The following is a 17,185-nucleotide window of genomic DNA, read 5'->3' as shown; positions in this document are numbered from 1 at the left end:
CAGCCCACGCGCGGCACGGGCGTGCCCGGCATCAAGCACCTCGTCGCGGTGGCATCGGGCAAGGGCGGCGTGGGCAAGTCGACGACGGCCATCAACCTTGCACTGGCGCTTCATGCGTTGGGCCTCAAGGTCGCCGTGCTCGATGCCGATGTCTATGGCCCTTCGATGCCGAAGCTCTTCGGCCTGTCCGGCAAGCCGGAGGCATCGGATGCCGCGGGCAAGAAGATGAAGCCGATGAGCCGCTATGGCGTCGAACTGATGTCGATCGGTTTTCTCGTGGCAGAGGATACAGCCATGATCTGGCGCGGCCCCATGGTGATGTCGGCGCTCACCCAGTTGTTGCGCGAAACCGAGTGGAGCGAGGCCGACGTGATGGTGATCGACATGCCGCCCGGCACCGGCGACGTGCAGCTGACGCTGGCCCAGCAGACGCCGCTCTCCGGTGCCGTCATCGTCTCGACCCCGCAGGATCTTGCCCTCATCGATGCGCGCAAGGGCCTCAACATGTTCAAGAAAGTGAACGTCCCGGTGATCGGCATCGTCGAGAACATGAGCTATTTCACCTGTACCAAGTGCGGTGAGCGGCATGAAATCTTCGGCCACGGCGGCGCGCGCGAGGAGGCTGAACGCATCGGCGTGCCCTTCCTGGGCGAAGTGCCGCTCGACAAGGAGGTGCGGCTGCGCTCTGACCGCGGTGAGCCCGTGGTGGCGACCCAGCCCGACAGTCTGCATACGGCAATCTACCGCGACATAGCGCGACAGGTGTGGGCGGCCCTCGAGGGCGGCGGCCTTGCCCGGCCCGCGCCCCGGATTGTGGTGGAGAATTAGCGGTTTCCATCAAAATTCATTGATGGAATGTTAACCATGACTGCAGTCTTTATCAGGGCTGAACAACTGCGGGCGATTCGGGTTTGCCTGAGGAGGGTGTGATGTCGAAACTGATGTGGATTGCCGGCATCCTGCTGATCGCGGCAGGAATTGCGCTGGGCCTCATGGTCTTCGTATCGACGGCGTCTGTCGTCGCGTGGGGCATAGATCTCGGGGTGGCAGCGATCCTGCTGGTCGGCGGGCTTCTGAACCTCGGGCTCGGCAGCGTCATCGATGCGCTCCAGAAACAGCCGCTGGCCATGGCCCGCGTTGAAGCCGCTTATGTGCAGGATACCGAAGTCCCTCCGGCACCGATTCCGGAGTTCGGCCGCCGCAACGTGGAGACGCCGCCCGCAGCGGCCGCCGCCGCAACGGCCGCTGCTGCGGCCGTGCCGCTGAATGAGGCCGTCGAGATTTCGGAGCCGGTGAAGGAAACCATCCAGGCTTTGGAAAAGGCGCGCCAGAAGATCGAGCATGCTTTCGATCCGAAGCCGGTGCCAACCGTTGCTGCCGAGCCAGAGCCAGAGCCGGAGCCAGAGCCGGAGCGAGAGACGAGGCCGGAACCCGAAGCTGAAGTGGAAGCTGAAGCCGCTCCCGAGCCGGAAGAAGAAGCCACCGCCATTGCCGCCGAGATTATCGAGGAAGAGATCGTCGAAGAGGAAGTGGTGGAGGAAGGCCAGCTCTACGTCGTCGAGGAGCGCTTCATCCGCATGCGTCCGGCGCGCATCCTGTCCGATGGCACTGTCGAAGCCGAGACGGACGAAGGCTGGATGCGCTTCGAGAATCTCGAACACCTCGACGAGTATCTCGATGCGATGTCGCCTTCCAAGGCGTGAATCTGCGCGAACCGAATTGACAATGGCCGGGAACCATCCCGGCCATTTCTGTTTCAGGCGGCAGGCTTGCTGCGTGGCATCAGATCGTAGGGGTGCTTCCAGCCGGGAAGCGAGCGGATGCGGTCGAGCCATTTCATCACGTTCACATGCGGCTCCAGCGGAACGGTGAGTTCATCGCCATAGAACATGTAGCCCGCCATCGAGAGGTCGGCGATGGTGGCGCGCTTGCCGACCATGAAGGGTGTCGTTGCCAGGTGGGCATCGGTGACCTTCAGCGCAGTGGTAGCGCGCGCCCGCAGGAACTCCGTCACCGGTGTTTCGCCCGTCTTCGCGAACTGGATGAGAAAGCGCAGCGTTGCAAGGTTCGCTGTGAACTTGTGATTGTCGAACAGGATCCAGCGCCAGACTTCGCGGCGCTCCGCATCGCTCTTCGGACCAAACTTGCGGGTGATTTCGGCGAGGTAGTCGAGGATCACTCCGGACTGGGTGAGCTTCACCTCGCCATGCTCGAGCACGGGCGCCTCGCCCATCTCGTTGATCTCGCCGCGATAGGCGGGCGAACGCGTCTCGCCATTGAAGAAGTCGACAAAGACCGGCTGCCATTCGAGGCGGCACAGTTCCAGCATGAGCGCTGCCTTGTAGGCATTGCCCGATTCACCAAAGCAGTAGAGCTTGAAGTCCTTCATCATCCCCCCGGTAGCGCCGTATCGGCAATTTACACAACCTGAAATGAGTTTGGGAGTTTTTCATGACATGTTCAGCGCGATCGGCAAAGTGACAACCCGGCAAGGGCTATCTGACATCGAGAACGCTTGTGCGGGCCTTGCGGACGACGTCTGTGGCAATCGACCCCCGGATAAGGCGCTGGAACCGTGACCGGCCCTCGTCGGTGACAACGATGACCTTGTAGAGCGAACCCGACTCCACGATCTCCTCCGCCGCGTTGCCCACCGCCACGCGTGTTTCCGCCACCTGTATCTTCATCGCCTTCAGCAATGCCTTGGCATTGGCCACGGCTTCCTCGGCTGCTGCGCGCCCTGATGCACTGTCGGCCACCGAGAACAGCGTGATGGGCTCCCCCGTCACGTCCGCAAGTACGGCCGAGCGCCGCACCGCCTGCATGGAACGCGACGAGCCGTCTGTGCAGATGAAGAAGCCCTTCTTGTCGAAACTCTGGCGCGCGACGAGCACCGAGCAGGGCGCCATGGTCGTCACCGTCTGGACAACGCCTGAATCGAAGAAGGCCATGAACTCGCCTCGCCAGCGCGAGGGTTGCCCCGTGATGATGAGATTGTAGGGACCAAGCTCATACTGGTCGAGAATGCCGTTCGCCACATCGGGAGCGGTCTTGAGCTTGAGCACGACGATGCGGCCTTCGGGACTGCGGTACTCGACCTTGTTGTCGCCCGCGGGATCACCCCAGGCATCTGCATGCTGTGCTTCCTGAGGCCAGCCGGACACGTCGATCCCTTCTTCCTTCAGGATTTCCAGCGAATGTTTCAGGTGGCTGACGCCAGGAATCTCGAAGCCCGCATCCAGCATGCTCTGGCGCGCCAGCCTGATCTGCAGGCCGCCGGATTGCAGGCCCGAATCGATGGGCCGCACGAAGACAACGATCAGGTCGCAATTGTCCTGCACGCAGAAGCGCGCGGCAAACCGCACTGTGACGAACGATTCGTCAGTGCCGTCGATGCAGGCCAGAATGCGAAAGCGGTTGCGCCTTTGCGCACGCAGGTGCTGCAGCGTCTTCTGGACGGCGGCTTCCTGCCGGTCTGAGAGTGTGGATCGCCTGAACGCCATGGCCTCACCTTACGGAGCCAGAAACGGCCAGTACAGCACTGACATGGCGATCAGCACCACGAAGGAGAGCGCCATCATGCGGATGCCGATCTTGAAGAAGTCGGAGCCCTTGAGGAAACCCGACGCATAGATGATGGTGAAGGCAGGCTGTGCGGCGGGTGTCAGGTATCCGAAGGCGGACGAGATTGCGGTGATGAAGCCGGCGCTGATCGGGTCCTGGTTTGCGGCGACGGCCGTCTTGAGCACGATGGGCGCCAGCACGGCGACGGCGGCACCAGCGGTCATGGTGTTCGACACCGCGATGGTGAGAAGCGAGATGAACGTGTTGAAGCCCAGCGTGCCGCTGGCGCCCATCGAATCCATCACCTCGAAGACGCTCGCCGCCACCCATTCGGCAGCACCCGTCTCCTTCATTTCCACGCCGAGCGAAATCGCCGCCGCATAGAGCAGCACCACGCCCCAGTTCACTCCGCTGTTGATGTCTTCCCAACGCACGAGGCCGAAGATGAGGAAGGCCGCTGCCCCCGCGATGGCGATGACGCCGAGGCCCAGTGAGTTCGACAGCGTGATCCAGCCCGCGATGGTCATGGCGAAGATGAGGATGGTGAGCCAGTCTGAGGCCCGCATCGGCCCCTGCATCGACACCTGCGTGCGCAGCCGCGAGATGGCCCGCGACATGTCCGTCACTTCCGGCTTGAACGTGTAGATGAGCAACGCCGCCACGATGGGCAGCCGCAGCACGAACATGGGGAAGGCGTAAATGATCCAGTTCACGTAATCCATGAGGAAGCGATACGTGGCGGGATCGAGCGGGTTGTAGAAGAAGTCCTTCCAGTAGCTGATGATGATGGCGTTGCGTGCCCCGCCCGAGGGTGTGGCGACGCCCGCGATCGAGCAGCCGTAGGAGATCGAGAACAGGATCACGGCGGCAAGGTTATGAACCTTCCGCGGGTCGTTCGAGGTGAGCGTGATGAGCGTGACGCCCACAGGCAGCATCATGGCCGCTACCGTGTGTTCGCCGATGAAGGCCGCAATCACCCCGCACACGGCCGTGATGCCGAAGCTGATCCAGTAGACGTTGGTGCCGGTCACCCGCACGATCCACCACGCGATGCGCTTGTCGAGCCGCTGGCGCACGATCGCCACGGCGAGCATCAGCGAGCCCATGATGAAGAGCACGGAATCGGTCATCAGGCTCTGGGCCACCTTGGTGGCATCGACCTTCAGCAGCACCACCTCGCCCACGATGATGAGAAGCGGCACGGTGGGCAGCGGAATGGCCTCGCTGATGAACAGCATTGTCGCCATCAGAGACATCACAAGAACGATCTGACCCTCGTGCGTGAGCCCGGCCGGGGTGGGTGCGGCCATCAGGGCAAAGCCCACGATCATGGTGATGATGAACCAGCGGCGCTTCCACAGGAATGCCAGGTCCATGCCCGACATGAAGGCGAGGAAACGCTGGTAGCCGCGCCGGCGAATGCGCGTGAGACCCGACATCGGCTCGTGGGCCTGCAGGCTGTCGCGGGCGAGCTGGAAGGGAGAAGCGAGTGCCGTCATGCCGCGGCCCTTGCCGCCAGGCCTCGGGCCGTGACATTGTGCGACCGATTCCGGCCCTCAGGCCTCTTGGTGGCATCTTGGTTCATCCCGAAACCGTTCTCGCGCAAATAGATCAACAATTCCCTCAAAGCCTCGAACGCCTGTTCGAGTTGCTGCGATTTCCGAGCGTCGCGACCGATCCGGCTCATTACCCGGATTGCCTGAATGCCGCCGGATGGCTGGTGACGCAGTTGAAAGGCATGGGCTTCGAGGCGGGACTGCGCAAGACGACGGGCCAGCCGCTCGTCGTCGGGTCCTATATGCCACCCGGCGGTGGCGCGGGCGCGCCGCATATCCTGTTCTATGGCCATTACGATGTGCAGCCTGCGGACCCGCTGGACTTATGGACCTCCGACCCGTTCGATCCGGTCATCCGGAAGATGGAGAACGGCAAGGACGCCATCTTTGCCCGCGGCGCATCTGACGACAAGGGCCAATTGATGACCTTCATCGAAGCCAGCCGCAACTGGCTTGCCGTCCATGGCAGCCTGCCATTCCGGCTGACCGTGATGATCGAGGGCGACGAGGAAGGCGACACCACGCATCTCGACCTGTTCCTGAAAGAGAACGCGAAGGAATTTCCGGTCGATGCCGCTTTCATCTGCGATACCGAGATGTGGGATGAACGAACGCCAGCAATCATCACCAGGCTCCGGGGCTGCATTGGCGACGAGGTGACCATCACGGGACCGCGCATCGACCTTCATTCCGGCTACTTCGGCGGGCCCGCGCAGAACCCCATAAAGGTGCTGAGCCGCGTGCTCGCTGCGATCCACGACAAGAACGGTCGCATCGCCATTCCCGGATTCTACGATGGCGTGAAGCCGATCCCGCCTTCCCTCCGAAAACAATGGGACGGGTTGAAGTTCCCAGCGAAAAAATTCCTCGGCAATATCGGATTGTCGGTTCCCGCGGGTGAACTTGGCTATTCGGCCCTGGAGCAGATGTGGGCCAGGCCCACGGCGGAGGTGAATGGCATCTTCGGCGGATATCGGGGGCCCGGCAGCAAAACCGTGCTGCCGGCCGAAGCGACCGCCAAGCTCACGTTCCGGCTGGTCGAGGGGCAGGACCCTGGGAAAGTCCGCAAGGCCTTCCGAAAATTCGTGAAGGAGCGGCTGCCGAAGGACTGCAAAGCCTCGTTCAAGGATGACGGCGGCGACTCGACGGGGTTCGCAGTGGCCGAGAATACGCCCTGGATCGCTGCCGCGAAGCGCGCCCTCAAGGACGAATTTGGAAGGAATGCCGTTCTTGCAGGTGGCGGCTACTCGATCCCGGTGGTCGATTCCTTCAAGACGCATCTCAAGATCGACAGCCTTCTCGTAGGCTTCGGCAACGAAGATGATGCCGCGCATTCACCGAACGAGAAATATGCAATCGACTCCTATTATCGGGGCATCCGCACTTGGACCCGTATCATTGCGCAGTTTGCTGAAAGAGAAGAAACATGACCGACCTCAACGCCGTCCTCGCCGCTGCCGACAGCGATTTCGACAACAGCCTGGAACGCCTGTTCACGCTCGTCCGCATTCCGTCGATCTCCACCGATCCGGCTTACAATGACGATTGCGACAAGGCGGCGCGCGCGGTGGTGGATGATTTGAATGCTCTGGGCTTCAAGGCGCAAGCGAGGAAGACGCCCGGGCGCCCCATGGTAGTGGCCCATTACACGCCGAAGGATGCGGCGGATGACGTGCCTCACCTGTTGTTCTATGGCCACTATGACGTGCAGCCGGCCGACCCGCTGGAACTCTGGAAAACGCCGCCCTTCGAGCCGACGCTCAAGAAGGATGCAGACGGCGTGGAACGCATCTATGGGCGCGGCACGGGAGACGACAAGGGCCAGTTCATGACCTTCGTCGAGGCCGCCCGCGCCTGGATCAAGACCTCGGGCAGCCTGCCCATCAAGGCGACATTCCTGATCGAGGGTGAAGAGGAATCGGGTTCTCCGTCGCTTGTTCCTTTCCTCAAGGCCCACGTTGATGAATTGAGCTGCGATGCCGCCTTTGTCTGCGATACGTCCATGTGGGACGCGAAGACGCCCGCCATCACCACGAGGCTGCGCGGTCTCGTGCATGAGGAAGTGACCATCACCGGCCCCCGCATAGACCTTCATTCCGGCATGTATGGCGGCCCGGCCATGAACCCGATTCGTGTACTGAGCAAGGTGATCGCCGCACTCCATGACAAGACCGGCAAGGTGACGATTCCCGGTTTCTACGACGGCGTGGCCGACCTGCCCAAATCCACGAAGAAGCAATGGCAGTCGCTGAAATTCTCGGAAGCGAAGTTCCTGAAGGAAGTTGGCCTCAAGGAACCGGCTGGCGAGAGGGGTAAGAGCGTGCTCGAGCAGATCTGGGCGAGGCCCACGGCGGAGGTGAATGGCATCTGGGGCGGCTACCAGGGTGTTGGCACCAAGACGGTCATTCCATCGAAGGCACACGCCAAGTTCACCTTCCGGCTGGTGGGCAAGCAAAACCCCCAGAAGGTCCTGAAGGCCTTCCAGAAATTTGTGAAGGGCCTTGTCCCCAAGGACTGCAAGGTCGAATTCTCAGGCCGTGGCGGCGGCAGCCCGGCGACCGAGATTCCGGAAGACAATCCCTTCATCGCCAAATCCGCGAAAGCCCTCAAGGACGAGTTCCGGCGCGATGCCGTGCTGATGGGTTCGGGCGGCTCGATCCCGATCTGCCGGTCCTTCAAGGACATCCTTGGCATGGACAGCGTGCTCGTGGGCTTCGGCCTCAACGATGATGCGATCCACAGCCCCAACGAGAAATACAATCTCTCCAGCTTTCAGCGCGGCATCCGCAGTTGGGTGCGCATCATGGATGAACTCGGAAAATAGATCGTGGGGCTCGATCCCGTCGCTCTTGTCGTGAGCTATCACAAGGCGCTGAACCGGTACGACGCGGAAGAGGTAAAGCGCTTCTTCGCGCCGGATGCTCGTTACTTGTCTCCGGGCGTGAACGGAGCGATTGCCGGGCGCGATGCGATCATTGCGGCCTTCAGCGCCTATTTCGCCGAGCACCCCGACCAGCATGCGGTAGATGAATCCATTGTGGCCTTGAACCCTTGTGCAGCCCGTTCCGTCTGGCGTCTCGCCGCGACCTCCACCTCAACGGGTGAAGCCTATGAGCGGCGCGGCACCGAGACAGTGACCTTTGATGAGTCGGGGCTCATCGTCAGTGTTGTGGTCGAAGACCAGTGATCAAGCAGATCGCAATCGGTACGCTTGTCATCGCTGTCACGGTCGCGGTGCAGGCCGAGATGTTCAATCTGCTCGGCCATCGTTTCGAGAGAATCGTGCTGGTGCTGCGTCATGTGCTGCGGCGCTTTGCGAACACGGGCGCAATCACCGTCGGCGTGCTCTACATCATGCTCATCCAGACAATCAACGTCTGGATCTGGGCGAGCGTGTTCATCATCGTCGGTGCCTTTGACTCCCTGGAGCCCGCACTTTATTTCTCGCTCGTCTCGTTCACCACCGTCGGCTTCGGCGACATCACGCTGGGCCATGAGTGGCGGCTGCTGTCGGCATTGACCGCCGCAAACGGCTTCCTCAGCTTCAGCTGGTCCGCCGCCTATATGGTGGAACTGGTGCGGCGGACGACCTAACCGATCTTGTAACCTGTGATGTGAGCCGGCGGCTTCAGGCCAGTGATCAAGCGCGGGTCGTCGATGGGCGGCAGAACTTCGGTGCGAACCGGAATGACGCCTGCCCAGATGGGCAGCGCATAGTCTTCTTCGTCATCGCCCGGCGCGCCGGTGCGGACCTTGGCCGAGGCTTCATCGAGGCTGAGCGAAAGAACCGTCGTCGCCTTCAGTTCCTTCGCCGTCATCGGGCGTAGCATGTCCCAGCGGCCGGGCCATTGGCCGTCTGTGAAGGCCTTCAGACGCGCTTCCTTTTCGGCCGCGTCCGTCACCTTCTTTGCCGTGCCGAACACCATCACGGAGCGATAGTTGCAACTGTGGTTGAAAGCCGAGCGCGCCATGACGAAGCCATCGATGATGGAAACGGTGACACAGACCTGGGTTTCCTCGCAAGCCTCCAGCATGCGGCTGGCGGATGATCCATGCCAGTAGAGGTGGTCACCTTCGCGCCATTGCAGGGTGGGCGTCACATAGGGCGCGCCATTGAAGACATAGCCCACATTGCAGATCGGCATGGCGTCGAGAATGCCGTGCACCGTCTCGGTATCGTACTTCGCGCGCTTGTTCAGCCGTTTCACGCGGGTGCGTTCGGTCGGGGCGTCCATGTCGTTCCACTCCAGTTGTGCAAGTGACATGCCTGCGATATGGTCTGGAGGAAAGAACCAAGTCTTCAGGCAATGAACAGACCACTTCTGGGAGCATCCGCCAGCGAAATCGGCATCGACCGCGATGACCGCGAGCCGATCCAGTCACAGATCGCCCGGCAAGTGCGCGCCCTCGTGCTGAGCGGGAGGCTGAAGCCGCAGACCAGGCTCCCTTCGACGCGCGCGCTTTCGGAGGAACTGAGCGTCGCGCGGGCGACCGTGGTCGAGGCCTATGAGCAACTCCTCAGCGAGGGCTATCTCGAGACCCGTTCAGGCTCCGGAACCCGCGTGGCGGCTGAACTGCCCGAGTCGCTTCTGGCCTCGACGTCACCCAAGACGGCTTCAACTCCTGCTCCGCGGCTCACGGTGAAGCGCGAGCCGGCGCGGCCTTTCCGCTCCGGCCTCGTCGACTGGGAGAATTTTCCGCATGACGATTGGGGAAAGTTGCTCGGCCGCTTCTGGCGCAATCCGCCGGTGACGCTTCTCGAGCACAATGACGCGTTCGGCTGGATGCCGCTCCGCGAGGCCATCGCGCGTCATCTCTACGAATGGCGCGGCATCAGTTGCTCGGAGGAGCAGGTCATCGTCACGGCGGGCGGCCTCGATGCCTTCGACCTCATCGGCCGTGCGTTGCTGAACGAGGGCGACAAGGTATGGTTCGAGGAGCCGGGCTATCCGACGGCGAGGCGGATCTTTTCATTGGGCGGCGTATCGGTGGTCCCCGTTCCGGTGGACGAGGAGGGCCTCGTCGTTCCCCGCGGCCTCGAGAAGGCTGGCGATGCGCGCGCGGCCTTCGTGACGCCGGCGCGGCAATACCCGACCGGCGTGACGATGCCGCTTGCCCGCAGGCTCGAGCTTCTCGATTGGGCGGCGGAGGCCGATGCCATCGTCATCGAGGACGACTACGACAGCGAATACCGTTATGTCGGCCGGCCGCTGCCAGCCCTCATGAGCCTCGATAAGCGCAACCGCGTGATCTACACCGGCACGTTCTCAAAGGTGTTTTCGCCCATCATCAGGCTGGGCTACATCGTTGTTCCCAAGGCGCTGGTGGAACGGTTTCGGGCTGAACGCCTGTCGCATGGCGCGCCGCCGTCGCTCATGGCGCAGCCTGCATTGGCCGAGTTCATGGGGTCGGGGGCCTTCGCTATTCACATCCGCCGGATGCGGCGCATCTATGCGGGCCGCCGCCGTGCGCTGATCGAGGCGCTGCGGCCCGGCGACGGAAAACTCTATCGTGTCGATGCCTCGCCTGCAGGCCTCATGCTGCTCTTGCATCTGCCGTCCGATGCGAGCGACGAAGCGCTTGTGACGAAGCTTGCCGAACACGGCATCGAAGCGCAGTCGCTATCGAGCCACTATGCCGGAAGGAAGCGCCAGCAGGGCCTGCTCCTCAGCTTCGCGGGTTTCACCGACGACGACCTGAAGAAAGCCGCAACCCGATTGATGAAGGCCATGACATGACCGACGCCGCACGCTTCACCGCCTTCGACTGGGTCGAAGGCAAGCGCCCCGAATGGTCCGGCTGGAACTCGCACATCTGGTACCTCGCGGAAACGGCGTGGCGCGAGTACCGCTCCGCCGAATGGTATGTGAAGCGGCTCCGCGCCGAGGGCTTCACCGTGGAGGAGAGTTCGGGCGGCATGCCGACGGCCTTCTCCGCCACATGGTCGAATGGCGCCGGCCCCACGATCATGGCCTATGCGGAGTATGACGCGGTGCCCGGCAATTGCCAGGCGGCGGTGCCATGGCGCCAGCCGCGCAAAGGCCTCTCGCGCTTTGCTGGCGGGCACACCGATCCGCACTCTGCGCTCGGCATGGGCTCGCTTGTCGGCGCGCTCGCCGCCAAGGCCGCGATGGAAAAGCACGGCATCACCGGCACCATCCGCTTCATGGGTGAGCCCGCCGAGAAGGTGCGGGGCTCAAAGCCCATCCATGCGGCAAAGGGCTATTATGACGGGCTAGATGCGATCATCTCCTTCCACCCGTTCTACATGCTGCCGCTGTGCAACACCGCGCGCTGGGACACGCACTGCGGCCCTTACCATGCGGCGATCTATGAATTTCTCTGCGAGGCACCGCAGACCTGGTTGACCGATGTCGTCACCGATGCGGCGGGGGCACCCATTCCGGCGGCACACACGTCGGCGCGGGCGCCAGGCGCCAATGACGCGGTCGTCACCATGTACACGCTGTCGAAAATGATGCGCGACCACATGCTGCCGCATACAGGGACGTGGACGCTGAACGAGACGATCCTCGCGAGCGGGCAGGCGACGGCGGACAATCTCGCGGCCCAGATGGCGATGATGATGTTCGCGGCGCGGGCTCCCGATGTGGCGATGCTGAAGAAGATTTATGCCGTGCTCGACCGCAATGCGGAGGCTGCTGCTGCGGCGGCCCACTGCACGGTGAAGCGCCATTGGGTGTCGAAGTCGAAGCCGGGCCTTGCCAATCATGCGATGGCGGAGATCACCTACCGCAACCTCGAACGCGCAGGCGCCCCACGCTATGGTGCCGAGGCGGTGCATGCCGCGCAGGCCTTGCAAAAGGAGCTCGGGATCGACCCGATGGCGGAACCCTTTGCCGACGAATTGAACGAGCTTGTGCCACCGCAGGAGGCCGAGCGCCGGCTGCGGAAGGATTTGCCCTCCTGGCAGACGCACTACACCTCCGACGACTATACCGACATGACATGGTTCGCGCCGACCGTGCGCTTCTACATCGGCCGCGCGGTGCTGAAGGGGCCGCCAGGATTTTCGTATCCGGAATGGGCGCTGAACGCGCTCGGCGGCATCCCGTCCTGCATCGACCCCACGGTTGAAACGGCGGGGAAGACCATCGCAGGGACCATCATCGACCTGATGACGGATACTGCTCGCCTCGCCGAGGCCAAGGAGGAGTTCCGTGTACGGAGGGAAGCGGCAGCCGATCCGCACCCGTGGTGTGACTATGCGCCGCCGATCGATTTCCCATGGCCTGAATATGTCGAGACGCCGCGTGGCCGCGAATGGTGGATTCCGGCAACCGCCACGGACAGGGCGATGGAGCGCGATTAGGACGCGAGCGGCCTCAGTTCCTTGAGGAGCTTTTCGCGGATCGCTCGGATGTAGTCCTCGAAATCCCGCGCGGGCTCGATGAAGGAATCGGGGCCGATGATGACATGGTCGCGGTAGTAGAGATCGAGCCCGTCCTGATCGGCCATGATGGGCAATCCGTTGATCACGATCCCCGCCTGTCCCGCACGTTGACGCGCAGCCTCGATATCCAGTCCTGAATTGTCAGGCCCGTCGCCCGAGACGTCGATGACACGTCTCTGGCCGTCGTATTCATTGCCTTCGATCAAGGCCCGGCTGTCGTCAATGGCGGTGGCGATCGACGTGGCGCTGGCCCGCATCCAGCGGCGGATGAGGCCGATGCGGAAGCCGAAGGCCTTCGAATCGCGCGCCGTGTGAAGCTCGGTGAAGGGCAGCACGATCCGCGTCTCGCCAGCCGCCCCCCATTGCACAACCGCTATGGCGGCACCCAGGGGCTTCAGGTTCTCAATCGCCTGCTGGACCTCCGGGTCCCGGAAGGCCAGCGCCAGGCCATCGAGCTGCAACTGGAATTCCTTCCGGTCGATGCTGGCAGAACTGTCGAGTGCCAGGACGAGTTCGACGGCTACGGGCGTCTCTAGCGCTGCCGCAGGGCCCGCCAGAACCGCCACGAACAGCAGCCGCGACGCCATGCCGCGCGACAGTGACCACAAGCCTGACATGAATGCCCGCGAGGAACACGCCATGTCACGAATCCTGCTCGAACTCTCCGCTGCCATCTCCCTCACCCTTGCCGCCATCCTAGCATCGGCAACGGGGGTCAGTGCCAATGACCTTATGGTGACCGGCGCCTTCGCCCGCGCCTCAGCCACGCCCGTTGCAAAGTCGGGTGCGGCCTATGTCAGCGTCATGAACCATGGGGCAGAGCCCGACAGGCTGCTCTCGGTGAGCACTCCTGCGGCACGCAGCGCCGAGCTGCACAAGACCGAAACGGTGGACGGCGTGATGAAGATGGAGCCCGTGGGCGCCCTCGATGTTCCGCCCAACGGCATGATCGAGATGAGCCCCGGCGGCTATCACATCATGCTCATGGGTCTGTCAGCACCGCTGAAGGAAGGCGGCAGCCTTGAACTGACCTTCACCTTCGAGAAGGCCGGCGATGTGAAAGTGACCGTGCCCGTAGGTGGGGTCGCCGCCGGCACGCACGATCACGGCTCCGGTGACTCCGGCGGCTGAGGCGGTTCGCGCAACGGCTTCAGCGCCTCGTCTTCGGCCTTTATGCGCCACCACAGCACGGCGATGTTCAGCACGCCGAAGATGATTGCATACCACCACAGGCCGAAGGCCATCGGCAGGATGAAGATTTCGCCTGCCACCACCATGTAGTTGGGGTGGCGGAAATACTTGTAGGGGCCTTCGTCGACCAGCGTTTCGCCCGGAACCACGATGATGCGCGTGGTCCAGCGGCTGCCCAGCGCGGCGATGATCCAGCCGCGTGCGGCTTCAAGCACCAGATAGGCGAAGATCCACGGCATCGAGACCACCGGGTTCTGGTAGATCACCAGATACCACAGGCCCGCAAGCCAGATGGTGTGAAGCGCCACGATGAAGGGATAGTGGTTCGAGCCCAGCTCGAAGCCGCCATTGGCGATCAGCTTCTTTGTGTTGCGGTGCGCGATATAAAGCTCGACAAGGCGCTGCAGCGTGACGAGCGACAGAATGGTGATGTTGATCCACATGATTGTCAGTGTAGCATGGTTATGAAGCTCGCCGTAAAGCCCGGTCCGAGGGCCGAAACGAAGTGGCGCCCGGGGAGTGGTCTGGCGAGTTCCCGTTCCATCACGAAGAGCACCGTGGGCGCTGACATGTTACCGAAGTCCCGCAACACCTCGCGCTCGTTGGCAAGAGCCCCCTGGCCCGTCGCGAAGGCTGTCTCCAGCGCCTCGACCACCTTCGCCCCTCCGGGGTGAAAGCAGAAGCGCGATACATCGTCGAGCGACAGTTTATGCCGCCCGAGAAAGCCATTAGCCGCTGGCCGCAGGTCGTTGAGTGCGAGTTCCGGGATGCTGCGCGAGAAGATAGCGCCGAAGCCCTGGTCGTCCAGCCGCCAGCCCATGACGTCCGTCGTGCCGGGCCACGTATGCTCTCCCGCGTGCTCGAAGCGCCCAAGGACATTGCCGTTGGTTGAAACCACGCAGGCCGCGGCTCCGTCACCGAATAGGGCCGTTGCAATGATGTTCGACTTCGACATTTCGTCGGGCCGGAACGCCAGCGTACAGAGCTCGATGACGACGAGAAGCACGTTCGAGCCGGGCTCTGCCTTGGCCAGCCGGGCCGCGAGCGACAATCCTGAAACGCCGCCAGCACAACCGAGCCCAAAGACCGGAACGCGCTTCACGTCGTCACGGAAGCCAAGACTGCTCATCATGCGCGCCTCGATCGACGGGGTGGCGACGCCTGTGGACGAGACCATCACGATGGTGTCGATCTCGCTGGCCTTGAGGCCGGCCTCTCCCAGTGCCTTGGCCGAGACATCGGCAAAGAGGGCACAGGCACCTTCGATGAAGGCGGCGGTGCGCTCGGGCCAGCCCTGATCGTGGCGAAACCAGTCATAGGGCCTGACCGAGAAGCGCCGCTGGATGCCCGAATTGCTGAAGACCGGCATCAGCCGCTCGAAGTCCTTGTGGCGCCCTGCGAAGATGGAGGTCGCCTCGCGGATCACATCCTCGGTTCGCAGTTCGTGGGGCGGCACCGCCGTGGCGAGGCTCAAAAGTCCGGGCATTCTGCATGTCTCCAATGTCATCACTACGCTTGCCGCCCCCGTCCGGAGCCATGCATAAGCATCACGTTTACGCGAGTTTGCTCTTGGAAATAACGGAAATCCTCTTGCTCCTCGCCGGTGGCCTGCTCGCGGGCTTCATCAATGTCATGGCGGGCGGCGCGGGATTCATGACGTTTCCGCTGCTTCTGGCCGCAGGCATGACGGAGATCGAGGCCAATGCTTCGAATTTCGTTGCGGTCCTTCCGGCCAATGTCGTCGGCAGCGTCGTCTATCGGAGAGAACTTGCCAAGGTTCAGAAGTATCTGAAACTCCGTTTGTTCCTTGCCGCGTCCGGCGGAGTGATTGGGTCATGGACTCTCATCACCACCGGGCAGGAGTCCTTCCAGCGGGTGATCCCCTGGCTCCTGCTCTTCGCCACGCTGTCCTTCGCGTTGGGGCCATGGATCAAGGTAAAGCTGGAGCGGGACTTCGCCTTTGACGGCCGGCGCTGGATGTGGCTGTCGTTTCTTCTCGAATTCATCGTCTACGTCTATGGCGGATATTTCGGGCTTGGCATGGGCATCGTGATGTTCGCCATCTATTCGATCTTCTCGCAGATGACGATCCATCAGGCCAATGCCATCCGCAACGTGACGATCACGCTGATGACCGTCATCAGCATCGTGATCTTCGCGCAAGCCGGCGTCATCCGCTGGGCACCGTCGCTGGTGATGATGTCGGGCGCGATGGTCGGCGGCTATTTCACCGCGAAGGTCGCCATGCGCGTGCCGCAGGTTTATGTACGCTACGGCATTCTTGTGTGGGCCATCGTCCTCACGGCGCTGTCGTTCTGGCGCTATCACTGAGCTTTGGCGCGGCGCTGAGTTTCGCCTCGCGGTGGGCGGCGTAAAGCCCCGTCACAACGATCAGCACCATGCCGAGTGTCGCGATCCAGTCGGGGAACTCGTGGAACACCAGGATCCCCGAGGCAATGGCGAAGACCATGATCGAATAGCGGAAGGGTGCTGTGCCCGACAAGTCGCCCAGCCGCAGCGTCGACACCATGAACATGTATCCGGAAGCGAGGAAGCAGGCAGCCAGCGCCAGAAGGCCGAATTGCGATGCGCTCGGCCATTGGACGCCCTGCATCAACGCCAGCATGGCGCCGCCAACAGTCACGAAGCCCGCATTGCCAAGCGCCACCACAAATGTGGGGATGCGCGCCGGAATACGCTTGGTGAGCAGGTCGCGCACGGCCACGCAGAACACGATGACGAGGGCCAGCAGTTCAAACGTGTTGAAGTTCGACACCGACGGCTTGACGATCATCAGTACACCGATGAAGCCGAGCACGATAGCGATCATGCGGCGGGGGCCGACCTGCTCCTTGAGGAAGATCATGGAGAGCAGGGCGACGGCCAGCGGCACCGCCTGCATCACAGCCGTGAGATTGGCGATCTGCATGTGCATCAGCGCGGTCACGAAGGCCACTGTCGAGATCAGGTCGAAGATGTTGCGCAGCAGGACATGGCGGTTGGCGATCTTCGGAACGTCCGGCAACAGTCCCTGCGACAGGCAGATCGCGGCGATGATCAGCATGGCGATGAAACCGCGGATGGTGATGATCTCGCCCGTGGGCAGGCTGGAGCCCACAACCTTGATGATCGTGTCGTTGATGACGAATGAGCCCATGGCGAGGACCATGAAGAGCCCCGCCCGCAGTGCCTTGTTTTCGGGCAGAAATGACATGAGCCAGCACTAGCCCTGTTTGGGGCGCCCACCAAATGCAGGGAACGCGGGGAAGCCCTGCGTCAGCCGCCCGTAACGCTCATGTGGCGGGCAACGGCGGGCTTATTGTGGCGGCGGTCGATGATGAAGTCGTGGCCCTTGGGCTTGCGGCCGATGGCCTCGTCTATGGCGGCATTCAGCAGTTCATTGCCCTCGGAGGCCCGGAGCGGCGCCCGCAGGTCGGCAGCGTCTTCCTGGCCCAAACAC

18 protein-coding genes and 1 pseudogene are annotated in these 17,185 nt (G+C 62.6%); 10 read left to right on the top strand and 9 right to left on the bottom strand.

The features are described 5' to 3' along the window. Together ACEW8Q_RS18010 and ACEW8Q_RS18005 are read left to right on the top strand one after the other, a co-directional pair. Positions 1-828, top strand: an 828-nt coding sequence (locus tag ACEW8Q_RS18010) for an Mrp/NBP35 family ATP-binding protein (protein WP_373505437.1), incomplete at its 5' end; no start/stop codon positions are given. A 101-nt stretch (positions 829-929) separates the two neighbouring features. Next, positions 930-1,703, top strand: a complete 774-nt coding sequence (locus tag ACEW8Q_RS18005; RefSeq protein ID WP_373505436.1) for a hypothetical protein — start codon at positions 930-932, stop codon at positions 1,701-1,703. 53 nt (positions 1,704-1,756) lie between these two features. Here the strand turns inward: ACEW8Q_RS18005 and ACEW8Q_RS18000 are convergent, their stop codons facing one another. From ACEW8Q_RS18000 to ACEW8Q_RS17990, 3 genes are all read right to left on the bottom strand, one after another. Next, on the bottom strand, positions 1,757-2,389 hold the full coding sequence (locus ACEW8Q_RS18000) for a glutathione S-transferase family protein (protein WP_373505439.1): 633 nt from the start codon (positions 2,387-2,389) through the stop codon (positions 1,757-1,759). Positions 2,390-2,495: 106 nt separating this feature from the next. Further along, positions 2,496-3,503 (bottom strand): universal stress protein, encoded by a 1,008-nt coding sequence (locus tag ACEW8Q_RS17995; RefSeq protein WP_373505435.1) that lies wholly within the window; start codon positions 3,501-3,503, stop codon positions 2,496-2,498. Between the two features lie 9 nt (positions 3,504-3,512). Further along, entirely contained in the window at positions 3,513-5,063 is a 1,551-nt protein-coding gene (locus tag ACEW8Q_RS17990; protein WP_373505434.1) for a DASS family sodium-coupled anion symporter, read from the bottom strand. 77 nt (positions 5,064-5,140) lie between these two features. On the opposite strand from ACEW8Q_RS17990, the gene ACEW8Q_RS17985 reads away from it, so the two are divergent. The 4 genes from ACEW8Q_RS17985 to ACEW8Q_RS17970 are packed head-to-tail and all read left to right on the top strand — an operon-like array spanning position 5,141 to position 8,714. After that, on the top strand, positions 5,141-6,550 hold the full coding sequence (locus ACEW8Q_RS17985; RefSeq protein WP_373505433.1) for a M20/M25/M40 family metallo-hydrolase: 1,410 nt from the start codon (positions 5,141-5,143) through the stop codon (positions 6,548-6,550). Continuing rightward, positions 6,547-7,944, top strand: coding sequence for a M20/M25/M40 family metallo-hydrolase (locus tag ACEW8Q_RS17980; protein WP_373505432.1), 1,398 nt, complete (start codon positions 6,547-6,549; stop codon positions 7,942-7,944). The genes ACEW8Q_RS17985 and ACEW8Q_RS17980 overlap by 4 nt, the downstream gene beginning before the upstream one ends. 3 nt (positions 7,945-7,947) lie before the next feature. Next, positions 7,948-8,307, top strand: a complete 360-nt coding sequence (locus tag ACEW8Q_RS17975) for a nuclear transport factor 2 family protein (protein WP_373505431.1) — start codon at positions 7,948-7,950, stop codon at positions 8,305-8,307. Beyond that, a complete protein-coding gene (locus tag ACEW8Q_RS17970) occupies positions 8,304-8,714 on the top strand; it encodes an ion channel (protein ID WP_373505430.1) in 411 nt (136 codons plus the stop codon). The genes ACEW8Q_RS17975 and ACEW8Q_RS17970 overlap by 4 nt, the downstream gene beginning before the upstream one ends. Here ACEW8Q_RS17970 and ACEW8Q_RS17965 read toward each other — a convergent pair. Continuing rightward, positions 8,711-9,355, bottom strand: coding sequence for a pyridoxamine 5'-phosphate oxidase family protein (locus ACEW8Q_RS17965; RefSeq protein WP_373505429.1), 645 nt, complete (start codon positions 9,353-9,355; stop codon positions 8,711-8,713). The two genes, ACEW8Q_RS17970 and ACEW8Q_RS17965, sit on opposite strands and share 4 nt — an antisense overlap. A 72-nt stretch (positions 9,356-9,427) precedes the next feature. Between ACEW8Q_RS17965 and ACEW8Q_RS17960 the strand changes: the two genes are divergently transcribed. Further along, a complete protein-coding gene (locus ACEW8Q_RS17960) occupies positions 9,428-10,858 on the top strand; it encodes a PLP-dependent aminotransferase family protein (RefSeq protein WP_373505428.1) in 1,431 nt (476 codons plus the stop codon). Beyond that, on the top strand, positions 10,855-12,453 hold the full coding sequence (locus ACEW8Q_RS17955; protein ID WP_373505427.1) for an amidohydrolase: 1,599 nt from the start codon (positions 10,855-10,857) through the stop codon (positions 12,451-12,453). Before ACEW8Q_RS17960 ends, ACEW8Q_RS17955 begins: the two co-directional genes overlap by 4 nt. On the opposite strand, the gene ACEW8Q_RS17950 is transcribed toward ACEW8Q_RS17955, so the two are convergent. Next, positions 12,450-13,175, bottom strand: coding sequence for a DUF1194 domain-containing protein (locus tag ACEW8Q_RS17950; protein WP_373505426.1), 726 nt, complete (start codon positions 13,173-13,175; stop codon positions 12,450-12,452). The two genes, ACEW8Q_RS17955 and ACEW8Q_RS17950, sit on opposite strands and share 4 nt — an antisense overlap. Here ACEW8Q_RS17950 and ACEW8Q_RS17945 point away from each other — a divergent pair. Continuing rightward, positions 13,174-13,665, top strand: a complete 492-nt coding sequence (locus ACEW8Q_RS17945) for a copper chaperone PCu(A)C (RefSeq protein WP_373505425.1) — start codon at positions 13,174-13,176, stop codon at positions 13,663-13,665. The genes ACEW8Q_RS17950 and ACEW8Q_RS17945 overlap by 2 nt on opposite strands. Here the strand turns inward: ACEW8Q_RS17945 and ACEW8Q_RS17940 are convergent. Both ACEW8Q_RS17940 and ACEW8Q_RS17935 read right to left on the bottom strand, forming a co-directional pair. Continuing rightward, the gene (locus ACEW8Q_RS17940; protein ID WP_373505438.1) at positions 13,638-14,171 is read right to left on the bottom strand and encodes an isoprenylcysteine carboxyl methyltransferase family protein; all 534 of its coding nucleotides are present in this window, start codon (positions 14,169-14,171) and stop codon (positions 13,638-13,640) included. The two genes, ACEW8Q_RS17945 and ACEW8Q_RS17940, sit on opposite strands and share 28 nt — an antisense overlap. Positions 14,172-14,173: 2 nt before the next feature. Next, complete coding sequence (locus ACEW8Q_RS17935; RefSeq protein WP_373505424.1) at positions 14,174-15,211, bottom strand: type III polyketide synthase; 1,038 nt, start codon at positions 15,209-15,211, stop codon at positions 14,174-14,176. A 104-nt stretch (positions 15,212-15,315) separates the two neighbouring features. Here ACEW8Q_RS17935 and ACEW8Q_RS17930 point away from each other — a divergent pair, with 104 nt between their 5' ends. Further along, a complete protein-coding gene (locus ACEW8Q_RS17930) occupies positions 15,316-16,056 on the top strand; it encodes a sulfite exporter TauE/SafE family protein (protein ID WP_373505423.1) in 741 nt (246 codons plus the stop codon). On the opposite strand, the gene ACEW8Q_RS17925 is transcribed toward ACEW8Q_RS17930, so the two are convergent. Then, positions 16,025-16,939: a DMT family transporter gene (locus ACEW8Q_RS17925; protein WP_373505422.1), complete on the bottom strand. Its 915-nt coding sequence runs from the start codon at positions 16,937-16,939 to the stop codon at positions 16,025-16,027. The genes ACEW8Q_RS17930 and ACEW8Q_RS17925 overlap by 32 nt on opposite strands. Positions 16,940-17,001: 62 nt before the next feature. Beyond that, positions 17,002-17,185, bottom strand: a pseudogene (locus ACEW8Q_RS17920) (GTP 3',8-cyclase MoaA); the annotation flags it as partial.

This window comes from Aestuariivirga sp. (genome assembly GCF_041738905.1).
GTDB lineage: Bacteria > Pseudomonadota > Alphaproteobacteria > Rhizobiales > Aestuariivirgaceae > Aestuariivirga.
Note: the sequence above shows the minus strand (reverse complement) of the source record. Positions and strands in the feature narration are given on the sequence as shown.

What these genes read in the sequence shown, in the direction of transcription:
- ACEW8Q_RS18005 (WP_373505436.1), top strand. Translation starts at nt 930, where the DNA reads ATGTCGAAACTGATGTGGATTGCCGGCATCCTGCTGATCGCGGCAGGA.
- ACEW8Q_RS18000 (WP_373505439.1), bottom strand. Translation starts at nt 2,389, where the DNA reads ATGAAGGACTTCAAGCTCTACTGCTTTGGTGAATCGGGCAATGCCTAC.
- ACEW8Q_RS17995 (WP_373505435.1), bottom strand. Translation starts at nt 3,503, where the DNA reads ATGGCGTTCAGGCGATCCACACTCTCAGACCGGCAGGAAGCCGCCGTC.
- ACEW8Q_RS17990 (WP_373505434.1), bottom strand. Translation starts at nt 5,063, where the DNA reads ATGACGGCACTCGCTTCTCCCTTCCAGCTCGCCCGCGACAGCCTGCAG.
- ACEW8Q_RS17980 (WP_373505432.1), top strand. Translation starts at nt 6,547, where the DNA reads ATGACCGACCTCAACGCCGTCCTCGCCGCTGCCGACAGCGATTTCGAC.
- ACEW8Q_RS17965 (WP_373505429.1), bottom strand. Translation starts at nt 9,355, where the DNA reads ATGGACGCCCCGACCGAACGCACCCGCGTGAAACGGCTGAACAAGCGC.
- ACEW8Q_RS17960 (WP_373505428.1), top strand. Translation starts at nt 9,428, where the DNA reads ATGAACAGACCACTTCTGGGAGCATCCGCCAGCGAAATCGGCATCGAC.
- ACEW8Q_RS17955 (WP_373505427.1), top strand. Translation starts at nt 10,855, where the DNA reads ATGACCGACGCCGCACGCTTCACCGCCTTCGACTGGGTCGAAGGCAAG.
- ACEW8Q_RS17945 (WP_373505425.1), top strand. Translation starts at nt 13,174, where the DNA reads ATGTCACGAATCCTGCTCGAACTCTCCGCTGCCATCTCCCTCACCCTT.
- ACEW8Q_RS17950 (WP_373505426.1), bottom strand. Translation starts at nt 13,175, where the DNA reads ATGGCGTGTTCCTCGCGGGCATTCATGTCAGGCTTGTGGTCACTGTCG.
- ACEW8Q_RS17935 (WP_373505424.1), bottom strand. Translation starts at nt 15,211, where the DNA reads ATGCCCGGACTTTTGAGCCTCGCCACGGCGGTGCCGCCCCACGAACTG.
- ACEW8Q_RS17925 (WP_373505422.1), bottom strand. Translation starts at nt 16,939, where the DNA reads ATGTCATTTCTGCCCGAAAACAAGGCACTGCGGGCGGGGCTCTTCATG.